Genomic DNA, 15649 nt, shown 5'->3' with positions numbered 1-15649 from the left:
GTCACTAGTGGGGGCCGGGGGCGACCCTTACCGCGGGGTGTGGGCTTCGCCTCACGGCAGGCGCCCGCGGAACCGGCGCCGCTCGCCCCGCACGGGCGGCGGCTCGTCGGCCAGCCGTACGACGGGGTCGTCCGGCCCCTCCCGGCCGGCCACCACCGGCCGGTCCAGGCGGGTGGCCTTGGCACGGTACTGGGCGGCGTCCGCGAGCCGGAACAGCCGGCGCGCGTCCCGTACCTCCCCGATCGGGTCCTCGGTCGAGGCGACCCCGCACGCGACGCCCTCGCCCAGCTCCAGCTCCCCGGCACGGCGGCACAGTTCGTCGGCGGCCTTCACCACGTCGTCGGCGGGCGGTCCGACCGCGAGCAGACAGAACTCGTCCCCGCCGAGCCGCGCGGCCAGTGCGCCGGGCAGCATCGCGCCGCACAGCGACAGCACCGAGCCGAAGCGTTCGAGGAGGCGGTCGCCGACGGCGTGCCCGAGGGTGTCGTTGACCCGCTTGAGCCCGTTGAGGTCGCAGACGACGAGACTGACGACCACACCCTCGGCGCGGTGCCGCTCGACGGCCTCCTCCAGGCGTACGTCCACGGCCCTGCGGTTGGCGAGGCCGGTCAGGGCGTCGGTGTACGCGAGCCGGCGGGCCTCCTCCAGCCGCTCGGTCTGCGCGATGCCGGCGGCGACCACGGCGGCGAGGACCGTGGCGAAGTCGGCGTCGGCCCGCGCGAGCAGCGGCCGGCCGGCCGCGCGCGCCACGTACACCTCGCCCCAGGCGCGGCCGTGCAGGACGACGGGTGCGACGACACAGCAGCCGCGGCCCCGGCGGCGCAGGGCGGCGACGCGCTGGTGGAAGTAACCGGGCTCGCCGGCGGCCGTTCCCTCGGCCGTCTCCACCCAGGCGTTGGGCCCGCCGCCGCCGGCCCAGCGCTCGTGCAGGAACTCGGTGATCTCCGGGAACTGGTGCACCGGGTAGGTCTCGGCCTCCGGGAACTCCTCCTCGTCCGGGGCGCGGTCCCCGACGTTCACGAGGACCCTCAGCCGGCCGAGCTCCCGCTCCCACACCGACAGCGCGGCGAAGCTGCCGTCCAGCGCACGGCAGGCCCCGACGGCGGCGGCCCGCCAGCACTCCCGGGGAGTGTGCGCCGCCGCCATCCCCTGAGCCAGCGCCACGACCGCGGCCAGCCGCTCGTCCTCACCCATTACTCCAGATTAGGGAGGATTGGTCGGATTGGGGCCGTTGGTATGGCGATCAGGTGGAATGTTCGGACGAGGTGGCTTACTCGCCCGGCCACTGTGGCGCGCGCTTCTCGTTGAAGGCCGCCACACCCTCCGCGCGGTCGCCGGAGAAGGCGACCGAGCGCCAGGCCGCGTCCTCGACCTCCAGGCCGGCCCGCAGGTCCAGGCCGTGACCCAGGCGCAGTGCCCGCTTCGCCGCCCGCAGGCCCACCGGCGAGTTCCCGGCGATGCGCTGCCCGAGCGCCAGCGCCTCCTCGCGGTCCCGGCCGGCCTCCACCAGCCGGTCCACCAGCCCCAGCCCGGCCGCCTCGGCCGCCTCCACCCGCCGCGCCGAGAAGACCAGCTCGGCCGCGCGCGCCGCACCGACCCGGCGGGGCAGCAGCTGGGTGCCGCCGCCGCCCGGGATGACGCCCACGGACACCTCCGGCAGCCCCACCACGGCCGTGGCGTCGGCCACGATCAGGTCGCAGGACAGCGCCAGCTCGAAACCGCCGCCCAGCGCGAAGCCGTGCACCGCCGCGACGGTCGGCATCGGCAGCTCCAGCACCCCGGTGTACGCCGCCCGCGCCACCGGCCGCTGCCGTACCAGGTCGGCGTCGGTGAAGGAGTTCCGCTCCTTCAGGTCCGCGCCCACGCAGAACGCCCGTTCGTGCGACGAGGTCAGGACGACCACCCGGGCGTCCCGGTCGGCGGCGAGCGCGGTGCACGCGCCCGCGAGGGACCGGGCCATCTCCGTGGAGACGGCGTTCATCGCCTTGGGCCGGTCCAGCACCAGCTCCGCGACATGCCCGTGCCGCCGCACCAGCACGAACTCCCCGAACCGCTCCTCGCTCATGACACCCCTCCGGTTAACGCGGGTTAACTGACCGTCCGCCCGATCATCGCAGCCGCGCCCGCTCCCGGGAAGCCCGGGGCACCAGGGCCGTTCGCCCGTTCGAGTGACATCCCGGCCGTCTCCGCGCACTTCGCCCACACGAGCGCATAGCGTGCGTGCGCCACGGCGCGCCTCGGGCGCGCGGCGGGGAGGGAACCCATGACACCGATACCTGGACAGCCGGCCGCGGAACAGGACCGCGCGCCGGGCCTACGGCGCGGCCGGCACCGCAAGCCCCACCCCCGCAAGGTGCTGCTCGCGGCCGGCGGTCTCGCCCTGGCCGCCGGGGTGCTCTCCCTCGTCCGGGTGACCCCGGAGTCGGGGGTCGGCGCGCCGGGCACGGCGGAGGCGGAGCCCCGGCTCGGCCCGGGCGGCCAGGCCCCGGAGTCCTCGGCCGGCACCTCGGCCACCCTCGCCGCCGCCCCGACCGCCCTGCCCTCGGCGACCTCCGTCATGGGCGGCCGCAGCCTCGTGCCGACCCCCACCGGGTCCCCGGCGCGGGGCACGCCGGGCGCGGCGCCGGGTACGGCGACGGCACCCGGCCCCACCGCCGTGCCGACCGCCCGGGCGACCGGCACCCCGGACACACCCGGTGGTACGACGGCCCCCGCGCCGACGGCGTCCGCCCCGCCCCCCGCCCCGGCGACCCCCACGCCGACCCCGAGCCCCACCCCGAGCCATGGCCCGGCGCGGCCCGACCCGGGCGGGGTGTGCGTTCCGGTGATCGGCCTGTGCGTGGACGTACTCGGCGGCCTCGGCAGGTGACGGGCGTGCCAGGTCCCGCGACGCCGGCAGGATCCGAAAGAGCGGTCCTACGCCTGTCCGTCGCGGCGGGCGAGCAGCCACGGCTCGACCACGCCGAGCCCGCGCACCGGGCGCTGCCACATCGGCTGGAGCGCGAAGCGGTACGTCGGCGGCTCCTCGCCCTCCTTCTCGGCGGCCGCAGCGGCCTCCGCCGCCTCCGCCTCCGAGGCGGGCGCCTCGCCGGTGCGGATCAGCTCCTCGGCGAAGGCGCTGTCCACCAGGACGGCGTCGCGCGGCGCTATCGAGGTCAGCCGGGAGGCCAGGTTCACCGTCGTACCGAACACATCGCCCATTCGGGTGGTCACCGTGCCGAACGCCATGCCGACCCGCAGCTCGGGCATCGTCTCGTCGTTCGACAGCGTCTCCACCAGCCGCAGCGCGATGTCCGCGGCCGTACCCGCGTCGTCCGCCGCGTACAGCACCTCGTCGCCGAGGGTCTTGATGAGACGGCCGCCGCGCGCGGCCACCAGGTCGGCGGCGGTCGTCTCGAACGCCTCGACCAGCTCGCCCAGCTCCTCCTCCTCCATACGGCGGGTGAGCCGGGTGAAGCCGACCAGGTCGGCGAAGCCGACGGCCAGGCGCCGGTCGACCATCTCCTCGTCGTCACCCGTCTGCACGACCCGGCCGGCGGAGGCGGCGAGCTGGCGGCGCCAGACGTAGACGAGGAACTCCTCCAGCTCGGGCAGGAGCAGCTCGACGATCGGGTACGTCACCTCGGTGCGGGTCATCCCCGGCTCCGGGGGCTCGGTCAGGCCCTCCAGGAAGGAATCGATCTGCCACTCGGCCAACCGGGCGGTGGTCTGCCCGGTGGACCGGGCCACCTGCACCGCCATCGCCTCGCTGAGCAGGCCCGCCTCGACCAGGCCGGCGAGCCGGCGCAGGGCGAGGACGTCGGCCTCGGTGAGCGCCTTGGCCTGGCCTATGTCCGCGAAGCCCATCGCCCGCCAGAAGCGGGACGCCAGCTCCATGGAGACGCCGGCGCTGCGGGCGGCCTGGAACGGGGTGTAGCGGCGCTCGGCGCCCAGGATGAGCTGTTCGAGCCGCAGGGCCAGCGGGTCCTCGCCGGTGTCGGCGGCGTGGGGGTCCCCGCCAGCGCCGGAGCCCGTGTCGTCGACGGTCACGCCTGCTGCCCTTCCGATCTGCCGCGGTCAGGTATCGACCGGGCTCAACTCTACGGCAGGTGTGCGCCAGCTCACTCCGTTGGGTTCGGCGGGGGGGTGGTGGTCGGTGCCGGTGGTCTGGGGCGGGGTTGCTGCGGGGGCTCTCCGTTGTCGGCCGCGGGGCCGTCGTGGCCGGTCGCGCAGTTCCCCGCGCCCCTGGGGAGCTGCGGTCGGGTCTGCCGTGCGGCGCCCGATCTTCTCCTTGCGTCTTCGCCGTCGTCGGCCGCGGGGCCGTCGTGGCCCCTCGCGCAGTTCCCCGCGCCCCCAGGGAGCTGCGGTCGGGCATGCCGTGCGGCGCCGGAGCTCCTCCTTGCGTCTTCGCCGTCGTCGGCCGCGGGGCCGTCGTGGCTCCTCGCGCAGTTCCCCGCGCCCCTGGGGAGCTGCAGCCGGGCATGCCGTGCGGCGCCGGAGCTGCCCCTTGCGTCTTCGCCGTCGTCGGCTGCGGGGCCGTCGTGGCTCGTCGCGCAGTTCCCCGCGCCCCTGAGGGAGCTGCAGTCGGGCCTGTCGTGTGGCGCCGGAGCTGTCCCTTGCGGGGGCGGGCGGTCAGGCTGGGCGTAGGTGGATGATGTCTCCCGCGCCCACCGGCTCCTGTACTCCCCGTTCCGTGGCGATGATCAGGCGGCCGTCGCCGTCCAGGGCCACGGCCTCGCCCACCACCGACCGGTCGCCGGGCAGCTCGGCTCGGACCACGCGGCCGAGGGTGGCGCAGCCGGCCGTGTAGGTCTCCTGGAGGCCGCTCGCCGAGGGGTCGCCGCCTGCGGCGCGCCAGCGGCCGTACCACTCCTCCAGCGAGCGCAGCACCGCCCGCAGCAGCGGGCCCCGGTCCGTGCCGAGGGCGCCGGCCAGCGCGAGGGAGCCCGCCTGGGGGACGGGGAGTTCGTCGGCCCGCAGGCTGACGTTGATGCCCACGCCGACGACGATGCCGTCCGCCCCGGCCCGCTCGGCGAGGATCCCGCCGGCCTTTCGTTCCTCCCCGCCGACGGTGACCAGCAGGTCGTTCGGCCACTTGAGCGCCGTGTCGACGCCCGCGGACCGGGACAGCCCGGTCGCCACCGCGACGCCCGTCAGCAGCGGCAGCCACCCCCAGCGGGCCACCGGCACCTCGGCCGGCTTGAGCAGGACGGAGAAGAACAGACCCGAGCGCGGCGGAGCCGTCCAGCGGCGGTCCAGCCGGCCCCTCCCGGCCGTCTGCTCCTCCGCCACCAGCACCGCACCCTCGCCGGCCTTCCCGGCGGCGGCCAGCCCGGCGAGGTCGGAGTTGGTGGAACCGGTCCGCCGCACCACGTCGATGTCGCGGTACAGGCCCTCCTCCCGGACCAGGGCGCGCCGCAGTGCCGCGGCGTTCAGGGGCGGACGGTCCAGGTCGGACCAGCGGCTGTCGTCTGATGGTTTGTGCGGCGTCATGCAAGCCACCCTAGGTGTGGTAAACGACGCACTGCTGATCCGTAGGGCCGCCACTACTCTACGGATGAGTAACCGTCCCCCCTTTTGAGCAGGCAGGGAGCCGCATCCCGATGTCCGAGCCGGAAGAGATCGACATTCACACGACCGCGGGCAAGCTGGCGGATCTCCAGCGCCGCATCCACGAGGCGACGCACGCCGGCTCGGAACGCGCCGTCGAGAAGCAGCACGCCAAGGGCAAGCTGACGGCCCGTGAGCGGATCGAACTGCTGCTGGACGACGGCTCGTTCGTCGAGCTGGACGAGTTCGCCCGGCACCGCTCCACCCACTTCGGGCTGGAGCAGAACCGACCGTACGGGGACGGCGTCGTCACCGGCTACGGCACCGTGGACGGCCGCCCGGTCGCCGTGTTCTCCCAGGACTTCACCGTCTTCGGCGGGGCGCTGGGCGAGGTCTACGGGCAGAAGATCGTCAAGGTCATGGACTTCGCCCTGAAGACGGGCTGCCCGGTCATCGGGATCAACGACTCCGGTGGCGCCCGCATCCAGGAGGGTGTGGCCTCGCTGGGCGCGTACGGGGAGATCTTCCGCCGCAACACCCATGCCAGCGGTGTCATCCCGCAGATCTCGCTGGTCGTGGGCCCGTGCGCGGGCGGCGCGGTCTACTCGCCCGCCATCACCGACTTCACGGTCATGGTCGACCAGACCTCGCACATGTTCATCACCGGTCCGGACGTCATCAAGACCGTCACCGGCGAGGACGTCGGCTTCGAGGAGCTGGGCGGCGCCCGCACCCACAACACCGCCTCCGGCGTGGCCCACCACATGGCCGGCGACGAGAAGGACGCCATCGAGTACGTCAAGCAGCTGCTGTCGTACCTGCCGTCCAACAACCTCTCCGAGCCGCCGGTCTTCCCTGAGGAGGCGGACCTCGCCGTCAACGACGAGGACCGGGAGCTGGACACCGTCGTACCGGACAGCGCCAACCAGCCGTACGACATGCACACGGTGATCGAGCACGTCCTGGACGACGCCGAGTTCTTCGAGACGCAGGCCCTGTTCGCGCCGAACATCCTCACCGGGTTCGGCCGGGTCGAGGGCCACCCGGTGGGCGTGGTCGCCAACCAGCCGTTGCAGTTCGCCGGCTGCCTCGACATCACGGCGAGCGAGAAGGCCGCCCGCTTCGTGCGGACCTGCGACGCCTTCAACATCCCGGTGCTGACCTTCGTGGACGTCCCCGGCTTCCTGCCCGGCGTCGACCAGGAGCACGACGGCATCATCCGGCGCGGCGCCAAGCTGATCTACGCCTACGCCGAGGCCACCGTCCCGCTGATCACCGTCATCACCCGCAAGGCCTTCGGCGGCGCCTACGACGTCATGGGCTCCAAGCACCTGGGCGCCGACCTCAACCTGGCGTGGCCCACCGCGCAGATCGCCGTCATGGGTGCCCAGGGCGCGGTGAACATCCTGCACCGCCGCACCATCGCCGCGGCGGGCGACGACACCGAGGCGGTCCGCGCCCGCCTCATCCAGGAGTACGAGGACACCCTCCTCAACCCCTACGTCGCGGCCGAGCGCGGTTACGTCGACGCCGTGATCATGCCGTCCGACACCCGCGCCCACATCGTGCGCGGCCTGCGTCAGCTGCGCACCAAGCGGGAATCCCTGCCCCCGAAGAAGCACGGCAACATCCCCCTCTAAGGAGCAGTCGTGATCAAGGTCGTACGAGGCAATCCGACCCCGGAGGAGCTGGCCGCCGCCCTGGCGGTGGTCCGCGCCCGCGCCGCGGCGGCAGCGGCCACGCCGTCCGGCGCGGAAGGCCCGAGGGACGCGTGGTCCGACCCGTCGCGGATCGCGGCGGCCCGGGTCCCCCGGCCGGGTCCGGTGTCCTGGACCCGCACGTACTGGCCGAGCTGACCCCGGCACAGCTCGGGGTGCCAACTTGAGTACGCCTACTCAGGCGCCCGGCGCCGCCCGGCCGCACGCTGGATGAATGCTCTGGTCGGACCCCGAGGACGAGCCGCCGAAGGACCTGCGCGACGCGCAGGGCATGCTTCGGCGGCTCGGCTTCGTCATGGCCCTCGCCATGATCCTGGCCATGCTCGTGATCGGTCTGAGGTAGCGCGGCGACGCGGCTAGTCTGACGGCATGACCGCGAAGCCGCACCGCCGCCTGATCCTCGCCTCCCAGTCCCCCGCCCGCCTGGGCCTCCTGAGGCAGGCCGGTCTCTCACCGGAGGTGATCGTCAGCGGTGTCGACGAGGACGCCGTCACCGCGCCCACCCCGGCGGAGCTGGCGCTCGCCCTGGCCGAGGCGAAGGCGTCGGTCGTGGCGGCGCGGCCGGAGGTGCAGGGCGCCCTGGTGATCGGCTGCGACTCGGTGCTGGAGCTGGACGGCCGGGCGCTCGGCAAGCCGGCCGACGCCGAGGAGGCCACCGCCCGCTGGAAGTCCATGCGCGGGCGGGCCGGAGTGCTCCAGACGGGCCACTGCGTGTGGGACACGGCCGCCAAGCGGTACGTGTCGGCGACCGCCTCCACCGTCGTCCGGTTCGGCGAGCCCAGCGACGAGGAGGTGGCCGCCTACGTGGCCTCCGGGGAGCCGCTGCACGTGGCCGGCGCGTTCACCCTGGACGGCCGTTCGGCGCCGTTCATCGAGGGCATCGACGGCGACCACGGCAACGTCATCGGCATCAGCCTGCCCCTGGTCCGCCGGCTCCTCGCGGAACTGGGCGTGGGCATCACGGAGTTGTGGTCGCCGGAGCGGTGACCCGGTCGGGGACGGAAGGGGCGGAGGGGGCGGAGGGGACGGAGTCCTGGGGCTCCTCGTCGCCGTCCTGCGGCTCGTCCGTACGGCTCGCCGGCGCGCCCGCACCGGCGGGGGCCGCGCCCGGCTCAGGCCGCGCGGCCGGTCCCCCGCCCTGCTCGGGCGGCCCGTCGACGGCCGCCGGGCCCTGCGGGCCACCCGTACGGTCGTACGTCATCAGCAGCAGCACGATCAGCCCGAGTACGACCACCATGAACAGGAACGCCGGCCAGCCGACCAGTCCCCAGGCGAACGCGCCGAGCAGGCCGTGCACCACGGCCGCGCTGATCAGCAGGACGCGGCCGAGGCCGGCCGGGGCGCGGTCGCGTACCGCGACGAGCAGGGCCACCAGGGCGCACAGGGCGAAGTAGAGCCCGAAGACCACTCCCGCGATCTTCGAGGACATCGCCATGACGTCCGGGTCGAGGCCGGCCAGGGACATGTCCTGCCGGTCGACGACCACTCCGAGGAACCAGTTCAGCGCGGCGATGAGGACGGCCTCCGCCAGGAGGACGACCGCCACGATCCATGCCACCGGTCTGCGCACCACCGGGCCCCACCCACTCTCACACCGACGGCCTGTTACCTCGGGTTCGTTCCGGACAGCGCGAACGCTACTAACGGGTAAACCGAGGGACAAGGGTTCGGGCGGCGGCAAAGAATCATTGGGCCATTCGTAGGGACTCCACAAAGAAACAGAGTGGGCCGCAGCACGCCCTCACAGAGACCTTGGCCACATGACAGGGCTAGGGTTTCCCGAAGGAGTCCTGCGTACCGAGGTGCGACAAGGGATTTCACGGGTCGAGCGAGCCTCGAATCACGCTCCGTGTGGGCAAGCTCACCATTGGGGACGGGTCGAAGTGCCGTGTCGGCAGTCCCTAAACTCGGCTTGTTTCAAGGAGGGAGCCTCAATCGTGCGCAAGGTGCTCATCGCCAACCGTGGCGAAATCGCTGTCCGCGTGGCCCGGGCCTGCCGGGACGCCGGGATCGCGAGCGTGGCCGTCTACGCGGACCCGGACCGGGACGCTCTGCATGTCCGCGCCGCGGATGAGGCGTTCGCCCTGGGCGGTGACACCCCGGCCACCAGCTATCTGGTCATCGAAAAGATCCTGAACGCGGCGCGCGAGTCCGGGGCCGACGCCGTCCATCCGGGCTACGGCTTCCTCTCGGAGAACGCCGAGTTCGCGCAGGCGGTCCTGGACGCGGGCCTGATCTGGATCGGCCCGCCGCCGCAGGCCATCCGCGACCTGGGTGACAAGGTCGCCGCCCGGCACATCGCCCAGCGTGCCGGCGCGCCGCTGGTCGCCGGCACGCCCGACCCGGTGAGCGGCGCCGAGGAGGTCGTGGCCTTCGCCCGCGAGCACGGCCTGCCGATCGCCATCAAGGCCGCCTTCGGTGGCGGCGGCCGCGGCCTGAAGGTCGCCCGGACCCTGGAAGAGGTGCCGGAGCTCTACGATTCGGCGGTGCGCGAGGCGGTCGCCGCCTTCGGCCGCGGCGAGTGCTTCGTGGAGCGCTACCTGGACCGTCCGCGGCACGTGGAGACCCAGTGCCTGGCCGACAAGCACGGCAACGTGGTCGTCGTCTCCACCCGTGACTGCTCCCTCCAGCGCCGGCACCAGAAGCTGGTGGAGGAGGCCCCGGCGCCGTTCCTGTCCGAGGAGCAGGTCGCCGAGCTGTACCGCGCCTCGAAGGCCATCCTGAAGGAGGCCCGCTACGAGGGCGCGGGCACCTGCGAGTTCCTGGTCGGCCAGGACGGCACGATCTCGTTCCTCGAGGTCAACACCCGTCTGCAGGTGGAGCACCCGGTGACCGAGGAGGTCGCCGGCATCGACCTGGTCCGCGAGATGTTCCGCATCGCCGACGGCGAGGAGCTGGGGTACGACGACCCGGTGCTGCGCGGACACTCGTTCGAGTTCCGGATCAACGGCGAGGACCCGGGCCGCAACTTCCTCCCGGCCCCCGGTACGGTCACCCGCTTCGACGCGCCGTCCGGTCCCGGTGTCCGCCTGGACGCGGGCGTGGAGGCCGGCAGCGTGATCGGCCCGGCGTGGGACTCGCTGCTGGCCAAGCTGATCGTGACGGGCCGTACCCGCAAGGAGGCCCTGGAGCGGGCCGCCCGCGCGCTGGACGAGTTCCAGGTCGAGGGCATGGCGACGGCGATCCCCTTCCACCGCGTGGTGGTACGGGACCCGGCGTTCGCTCCGGAACTGACCGGCTCGGCCGACCCCTTCACGGTCCACACCCGCTGGATCGAGACGGAGTTCGTCAACGAGATCAAGCCGTTCGCCGCTCCGGCCGACGCCGAGGCGGACGAGGAGCTGGGCCGCGAGACGGTGGTCGTCGAGGTCGGCGGCAAGCGCCTGGAGGTCTCCCTGCCGTCGTCGCTGGGCATGAGCCTGGCGCGCACGGGCCTGGCCGCGGGCGCCAAGCCCAAGCGCCGCGCGGCGAAGAAGTCCGGTCCGGTCGCCTCCGGTGACACCCTCGCCTCGCCCATGCAGGGCACGATCGTCAAGATCGCCGTCGAGGAGGGCCAGGAGGTCCAGGAGGGCGACCTGGTCGTCGTCCTGGAGGCCATGAAGATGGAGCAGCCCCTCAACGCCCACAAGGCGGGCACCATCAAGGGCCTGAGCGCCGAGGTCGGCGCCTCCGTCACCTCGGGCGCCGCGATCTGCGAGATCAAGGACTGACCCTGCCCCACCATCCCCAGCCACGCCCGGCGGCCACGCTCCACGGCCCGCCGGGCGTGGCGTTTGCGGAGCCGTACGGGGTGGGGCCGTAGGGGGTTGGGCCGTACGGGGTGCGGCCGATCGGCGGAAGGATTCACCGTCGGGTGGGTGATGTGGCCGGGAGTTCTGGAGGTCGGGAGAGCCAGGGGGCGCTCCGGGGCCGCCGGCCGGGCGGACGGCCGTACACGACCCCGGCGCTCGCCTCCCCGGCGCACCCCTCGCCTCCCCCGTCGTACCGCCCGCTGTGGCGCGTCAGCGAACGGGCGGCGGCCGACGGCACCGGAAACGGCACCGGCGGCCCGCGGGGCGGTGCCTCATCCGCCCCGCGCCCACGCCACCGTCGCCGGCGTCACGGCGGTCACCGGCGGCGCAGGTCGGCGACGCGGCCGCGGTCGGGGGACGCCGGGTCGCCGAGGCCGGTGGTGGAGCGCAGCGGGGAGGAGCCGGGTACGTGCCCCCGGCGCGGTCCCGGCAGGGGAGCGCGGCGGCCCGCCGGGACCTGGTCACCCCCCGGGCTTCCGCTCGCCCCCGCGACGGCGATCTGCACCCCCTGGTCGGCGAGCGCCTGCAACTCCGTGGCGGCCCGGTCGTCGTGGGCGGGCGGCTCGTCGGTGACCAGCCGGGTGATGAGGTCCGTCGGCACGGTCTGGAACATCGTGTCCGTGCCGAGCTTGGTGTGGTCGGCGAGGACGACGACCTCCGCGGCGGCCTGGACGAGGGCCCGGTCGACGGATGCCGAGAGCATGTTGGAGGTGGACAGCCCGCGTTCGGCCGTCAGACCGCTCCCGGAGAGGAAGGCCTTCGACACCCGCAGGCCCTGCAGGGACTGCTCGGCGCCGGAGCCCACGAGGGCGTAGTTGGAGCCGCGCAGGGTGCCCCCGGTCATCACGACCTCCACCCGGTTGGCATGGGCCAGCGCCTGGGCGACCAGGAGGGAGTTGGTGACGACCGTGAGCCCCGGCACACGCGCGAGGCGGCGGGCCAGTTCCTGCGTGGTCGTACCGGCCCCGACCACGATCGCCTCGCCTTCTTCGACGAGGCCCGCGGCGAGGTCGGCGATGGCCGTCTTCTCGGCGGTCGCGAGATGCGATTTCTGCGGGAAGCCGGACTCCCGCGTGAAACCGCCCGGCAGTACCGCACCGCCGTGCCGGCGGTCGAGGAGTCCTTCTGCCTCCAGTGCGCGCACGTCCCGCCGTACGGTCACTTCGGAGGTCTGGACGACGCGGGCGAGTTCACGGAGCGACACCGCACCGTTCGCTCGCACCATTTCGAGGATCAATTGGCGACGTTCAGCAGCGAACACGAAACTGACAGTAACCCCAGCGACCGTCTGCTTTCAGCAGTTTGCGCCGAATAACAGAAGTTGTTCGCATGACAGGGCGGGAGGTGGTATAGCACCTACCCGCCCCGACTATGCCGCCCGCACTCGCGGCAACTCCCCGTGACCAGCGGGAAGTCGGCCGGTCACGTCAGCCCTCCGCACTCGCCTTGCGGTTGTGCAGCTGCCGGGCCACCTCCGCGATCGACCCCGAAAGGGAGGGGTACACCGTGAACGCGTTCGCGATCTGTTCGACCGTCAGATTGTTGTCGACGGCGATCGAGATGGGGTGGATCAGTTCCGAGGCGCGGGGCGCCACGACGACACCCCCGACGACGATCCCCGTACCGGGCCGGCAGAAGATCTTCACGAAGCCGTCCCGGATGCCCTGCATCTTGGCGCGCGGGTTGCGCAGCAGCGGGAGCTTGACGGCCTTCGCGTCGATCTTGCCCGCGTCGACGTCCGCCTGCGTGTAGCCGACCGTCGCGATCTCGGGGTCGGTGAAGACGTTCGAGGAGACCGCCTTCAGGTTCAGCGGGGCCACCGCGTCGCCCAGGAAGTGGTACATGGCGATACGTCCCTGCATGGCGGCGACGGACGCGAGGGCGAAGACACCGGTCACGTCACCGGCCGCGTAGACACCGGGCGCGGTCGTCCGCGAAACCTTGTCGGTCCAGATGTGCCCGGACTCGCGCAGCTTGACGCCGGCCTCCTCCAGGCCCAGGCCCGCGCTGTTGGGGATGGCGCCGACGGCCATCAGGCAGTGCGAGCCGCTGATGACCCGGCCGTCGGCCAGCGTCACCTCGACCCGGTCGCCGACGCGCTTGGCGGACTGCGCGCGGGAGCGGGCCATGACGTTCATGCCACGGCGGCGGAAGACGTCCTCCAGGACGGCGGCGGCGTCCGGGTCCTCGCCGGGCAGCACGCGGTCGCGGGAGGAGACCAGGGTGACCTTGGATCCGAGGGCCTGGTAGGCGCCGGCGAACTCGGCGCCGGTGACGCCCGAGCCGACCACGATCAGCTCGTCCGGCAGCTCGGTGAGGTCGTAGACCTGGGTCCAGTTGAGGATGCGCTCGCCGTCGGGCTGGGCGTCGGGCAGCTCGCGCGGGTGGCCGCCGGGGGCGATGAGGACGGCGTCGGCGGTGAGGGTCTCCTCGGTCCCGTCGGCGGCGGTCACGATGACCTTCCGGGACCCGTCCAGGGCCTGCATGCCGTCCAGCCGGCCGCGGCCGCGCACGACCCGGGCGCCGGCCCGGGTGACGGAGGCGGTGATGTCGTGCGACTGGGCGAGCGCGAGCCGCTTCACCCGGCGGTTGACCTTGCCGAGGTCGACGCCGACCACCCGGGCCGCCTGCTCCAGCGGCGGGGTGTCGTCGGCGACGATGATGCCGAGTTCCTCGTACGACGAGTCGAAGGTCGTCATGACCTCGGCCGTAGCGATAAGGGTCTTCGACGGCACGCAGTCGGTCAGTACCGACGCTCCGCCCAGACCGTCGCAGTCCGCGACGGTCACCTCCGCGCCGAGCTGGGCGGCCACCAGGGCCGCCTCGTATCCGCCGGGTCCGCCACCGATGATCACGATCCGAGTCACGTACTCCATTGTCCCGCACGCCTCAAGGTGCTACTGCCCGGGGGCGCCACCGGGTCACTCCCGGGGCGGCCGGGACGTGCGGTGCGCCTGCCGTACCCTCGGTGCATGTCGCTCTATGCCGCGTACGCCGGCAACCTCGACGCGCGCCTGATGTCCCGCCGCGCCCCGCACTCCCCGCTGCGCGCCACCGGGTGGCTGAACGGCTGGCGGCTGACCTTCGGCGGGGAGCAGCTCGGCTGGGAGGGCGCGCTGGCGACGATCGTCGAGGACCCGCTGGCGCAGGTCTTCGTCGGCCTGTACGACATCGCCCCCATGGACGAGGAGTCGCTCGACCGGTGGGAGGGCGTGGGGATGGAGATCTACCGCCGGGTACGCGTGCGCGTGCACACGCTGGACGGCGAGGAGTCGGCCTGGGCGTACGTGCTGAACGCGTACGAGGGCGGGCTGCCGTCGGCGCGGTACCTGGGCGAGGTCGCCGACGCGGCGGAGTCGGCGGGGGCGCCGCACGACTATGTGATGGAACTCCGCAAGCGCCCCTGCTGAAGCCCGCCCCTCGCCTTTCCTCCCTCTTTGCCCCACCTTTGTGGATTCCGACAAAGCAACGAACCGAAACCCGTGGGCTCTGTCATCTACGCGCGTAGGCGAAGAGCGGTTACCCTCATCGGCGTGAACGCATCTCTTCTTCCGGACGACATCCAGGGCGACCCCTACGCCGCCGCCGACGCCGCCGCCGCGCGCCTGCGCGAACTCACCGGCGCCGAGACCCACGACGTCGCCCTCGTGATGGGCTCCGGCTGGGCTCCGGCCGTCGACGCCCTGGGCGCGCCCGACGCCGAGTTCCAGGTCACCGAGCTGCCCGGCTTCCCGCCGCCGGCCGTCGAGGGCCATGGCGGAAAGGTCCGCTCGTACTCCTTCGGTGACAAGCGCGCCCTGGTCTTCCTGGGCCGCACCCACTACTACGAGGGCCGCGGCGTCGCCGCCGTCGCCCACGGTGTGCGCACCGCCGTGGCGGCAGGCTGCAAGACCATCGTCCTGACCAACGGCTGCGGCGGCCTGCGCGAGGGCATGCGCCCCGGCCAGCCGGTCCTGATCAGCGACCACATCAACCTCACCGCGACCTCCCCGATCGTCGGCGCCAACTTCGTCGACCTGACGGACCTGTACTCGCCGCGCCTGCGCGCCCTGTGCAAGGAGATCGACTCCACGCTGGAGGAGGGCGTCTACGCCCAGTTCCCCGGCCCGCACTACGAGACCCCGGCCGAGATCCGCATGGCCCGCGTCATCGGCGCGGACCTCGTCGGCATGTCCACGGTCCTGGAGGCCATCGCCGCCCGCGAGGCCGGCGCCGAGGTCCTCGGCATCTCCCTGGTCACCAACCTGGCCGCGGGCATGACCGGCGAACCCCTCAACCACGAGGAGGTCCTCCAGGCCGGCCGCGACTCCGCCACCCGCATGGGCGAGCTCCTGGCGCAGGTGCTGGGCCGCATCTGAGGCACGCTTCGCTGCCCTGACCGAGCGGGACGCGGCGCGCTGCCCGGACTGAGCGGGACGCGGTGCCGTGCCCTGGCTGAGCGGGGCACGGTGCGGCGGTCGAGCCGAGCCGGGGGCGGTGCTGCGGTCCGGCTGGACCCGGGGCGGTACCGCGGCTGGCCTGACCGGCCGCGGGTCGTGGTCCGGCCGAGTGCGGCGCGGTGCTGCGGTCCGGCTGGACCCGGGGCGGTACCGCGGCTGGGCCGAGCGGCCG

Annotated in this window: 15 protein-coding genes; 8 read left to right on the top strand and 7 right to left on the bottom strand. The window is 73.3% G+C overall.

Going from position 1 to position 15649, the window contains the following annotated elements:
* Nucleotides 1-51: 51 nt before the first annotated feature.
* Both ACZ3ZD_RS03215 and ACZ3ZD_RS03210 read right to left on the bottom strand, forming a co-directional pair.
* On the bottom strand, nucleotides 52-1194 hold the full coding sequence (locus tag ACZ3ZD_RS03215) for a GGDEF domain-containing protein (protein ID WP_467392877.1): 1143 nt from the start codon (nucleotides 1192-1194) through the stop codon (nucleotides 52-54).
* A gap of 76 nt (nucleotides 1195-1270) precedes the next feature.
* A complete protein-coding gene (locus ACZ3ZD_RS03210) occupies nucleotides 1271-2065 on the bottom strand; it encodes an enoyl-CoA hydratase/isomerase family protein (RefSeq protein ID WP_467392875.1) in 795 nt (264 codons plus the stop codon).
* A gap of 198 nt (nucleotides 2066-2263) precedes the next feature.
* On the opposite strand from ACZ3ZD_RS03210, the gene ACZ3ZD_RS03205 reads away from it, so the two are divergent.
* Entirely contained in the window at nucleotides 2264-2869 is a 606-nt protein-coding gene (locus tag ACZ3ZD_RS03205; protein ID WP_467392873.1) for a hypothetical protein, read from the top strand.
* Between the two features lie 47 nt (nucleotides 2870-2916).
* On the opposite strand, the gene ACZ3ZD_RS03200 is transcribed toward ACZ3ZD_RS03205, so the two are convergent.
* Together ACZ3ZD_RS03200 and ACZ3ZD_RS03195 are read right to left on the bottom strand one after the other, a co-directional pair.
* Complete coding sequence (locus ACZ3ZD_RS03200; RefSeq protein WP_467392871.1) at nucleotides 2917-4029, bottom strand: adenylate/guanylate cyclase domain-containing protein; 1113 nt, start codon at nucleotides 4027-4029, stop codon at nucleotides 2917-2919.
* Between the two features lie 582 nt (nucleotides 4030-4611).
* Nucleotides 4612-5472 (bottom strand): biotin--[acetyl-CoA-carboxylase] ligase, encoded by an 861-nt coding sequence (locus ACZ3ZD_RS03195; RefSeq protein ID WP_467392869.1) that lies wholly within the window; start codon nucleotides 5470-5472, stop codon nucleotides 4612-4614.
* Between the two features lie 110 nt (nucleotides 5473-5582).
* Here ACZ3ZD_RS03195 and ACZ3ZD_RS03190 point away from each other — a divergent pair, with 110 nt between their 5' ends.
* The 4 genes from ACZ3ZD_RS03190 to ACZ3ZD_RS03175 all read left to right on the top strand — a co-directional run bounded on the left by ACZ3ZD_RS03190 (nucleotide 5583) and on the right by ACZ3ZD_RS03175 (nucleotide 8234).
* Complete coding sequence (locus ACZ3ZD_RS03190; protein WP_467392867.1) at nucleotides 5583-7169, top strand: acyl-CoA carboxylase subunit beta; 1587 nt, start codon at nucleotides 5583-5585, stop codon at nucleotides 7167-7169.
* A 9-nt stretch (nucleotides 7170-7178) separates the two neighbouring features.
* A complete protein-coding gene (locus ACZ3ZD_RS03185) occupies nucleotides 7179-7385 on the top strand; it encodes an acyl-CoA carboxylase epsilon subunit (protein ID WP_467392865.1) in 207 nt (68 codons plus the stop codon).
* Nucleotides 7386-7461: 76 nt separating this feature from the next.
* A complete protein-coding gene (gene mmpB, locus ACZ3ZD_RS03180) occupies nucleotides 7462-7590 on the top strand; it encodes a morphogenic membrane protein MmpB (RefSeq protein ID WP_467392863.1) in 129 nt (42 codons plus the stop codon).
* 26 nt (nucleotides 7591-7616) lie between these two features.
* Nucleotides 7617-8234 (top strand): Maf family protein, encoded by a 618-nt coding sequence (locus ACZ3ZD_RS03175; RefSeq protein WP_467392861.1) that lies wholly within the window; start codon nucleotides 7617-7619, stop codon nucleotides 8232-8234.
* Here the strand turns inward: ACZ3ZD_RS03175 and ACZ3ZD_RS03170 are convergent.
* Nucleotides 8206-8820: a hypothetical protein gene (locus ACZ3ZD_RS03170; protein ID WP_467392859.1), complete on the bottom strand. Its 615-nt coding sequence runs from the start codon at nucleotides 8818-8820 to the stop codon at nucleotides 8206-8208. The genes ACZ3ZD_RS03175 and ACZ3ZD_RS03170 overlap by 29 nt on opposite strands.
* 364 nt (nucleotides 8821-9184) lie before the next feature.
* Here ACZ3ZD_RS03170 and ACZ3ZD_RS03165 point away from each other — a divergent pair, with 364 nt between their 5' ends.
* Nucleotides 9185-10957 (top strand): acetyl/propionyl/methylcrotonyl-CoA carboxylase subunit alpha, encoded by a 1773-nt coding sequence (locus ACZ3ZD_RS03165; RefSeq protein WP_467392857.1) that lies wholly within the window; start codon nucleotides 9185-9187, stop codon nucleotides 10955-10957.
* A 397-nt stretch (nucleotides 10958-11354) separates the two neighbouring features.
* Here the strand turns inward: ACZ3ZD_RS03165 and ACZ3ZD_RS03160 are convergent, their stop codons facing one another.
* Both ACZ3ZD_RS03160 and ACZ3ZD_RS03155 read right to left on the bottom strand, forming a co-directional pair.
* On the bottom strand, nucleotides 11355-12299 hold the full coding sequence (locus ACZ3ZD_RS03160; RefSeq protein ID WP_208033942.1) for a DeoR/GlpR family DNA-binding transcription regulator: 945 nt from the start codon (nucleotides 12297-12299) through the stop codon (nucleotides 11355-11357).
* Nucleotides 12300-12465: 166 nt separating this feature from the next.
* Complete coding sequence (locus ACZ3ZD_RS03155; RefSeq protein ID WP_467392854.1) at nucleotides 12466-13914, bottom strand: NAD(P)H-quinone dehydrogenase; 1449 nt, start codon at nucleotides 13912-13914, stop codon at nucleotides 12466-12468.
* Between the two features lie 96 nt (nucleotides 13915-14010).
* Between ACZ3ZD_RS03155 and ACZ3ZD_RS03150 the strand changes: the two genes are divergently transcribed.
* On the top strand, nucleotides 14011-14448 hold the full coding sequence (locus ACZ3ZD_RS03150; protein ID WP_467392852.1) for a gamma-glutamylcyclotransferase family protein: 438 nt from the start codon (nucleotides 14011-14013) through the stop codon (nucleotides 14446-14448).
* A gap of 123 nt (nucleotides 14449-14571) precedes the next feature.
* A complete protein-coding gene (locus tag ACZ3ZD_RS03145) occupies nucleotides 14572-15396 on the top strand; it encodes a purine-nucleoside phosphorylase (RefSeq protein ID WP_467392850.1) in 825 nt (274 codons plus the stop codon).
* Nucleotides 15397-15649 lie beyond the last annotated feature (253 nt).

Source organism: Streptomyces sp. NPDC023481 (assembly GCF_055560195.1).
Note: the sequence above shows the minus strand (reverse complement) of the source record. Positions and strands in the feature narration are given on the sequence as shown.

Coding starts and splice junctions, on each gene's coding strand:
- ACZ3ZD_RS03215 (WP_467392877.1), bottom strand. CDS start 1,194: ATGGGTGAGGACGAGCGGCTGGCCGCGGTCGTGGCGCTGGCTCAGGGG.
- ACZ3ZD_RS03210 (WP_467392875.1), bottom strand. CDS start 2,065: ATGAGCGAGGAGCGGTTCGGGGAGTTCGTGCTGGTGCGGCGGCACGGG.
- ACZ3ZD_RS03205 (WP_467392873.1), top strand. CDS start 2,264: ATGACACCGATACCTGGACAGCCGGCCGCGGAACAGGACCGCGCGCCG.
- ACZ3ZD_RS03195 (WP_467392869.1), bottom strand. CDS start 5,472: ATGACGCCGCACAAACCATCAGACGACAGCCGCTGGTCCGACCTGGAC.
- ACZ3ZD_RS03190 (WP_467392867.1), top strand. CDS start 5,583: ATGTCCGAGCCGGAAGAGATCGACATTCACACGACCGCGGGCAAGCTG.
- mmpB (WP_467392863.1), top strand. CDS start 7,462: ATGCTCTGGTCGGACCCCGAGGACGAGCCGCCGAAGGACCTGCGCGAC.
- ACZ3ZD_RS03175 (WP_467392861.1), top strand. CDS start 7,617: ATGACCGCGAAGCCGCACCGCCGCCTGATCCTCGCCTCCCAGTCCCCC.
- ACZ3ZD_RS03155 (WP_467392854.1), bottom strand. CDS start 13,914: ATGGAGTACGTGACTCGGATCGTGATCATCGGTGGCGGACCCGGCGGA.
- ACZ3ZD_RS03150 (WP_467392852.1), top strand. CDS start 14,011: ATGTCGCTCTATGCCGCGTACGCCGGCAACCTCGACGCGCGCCTGATG.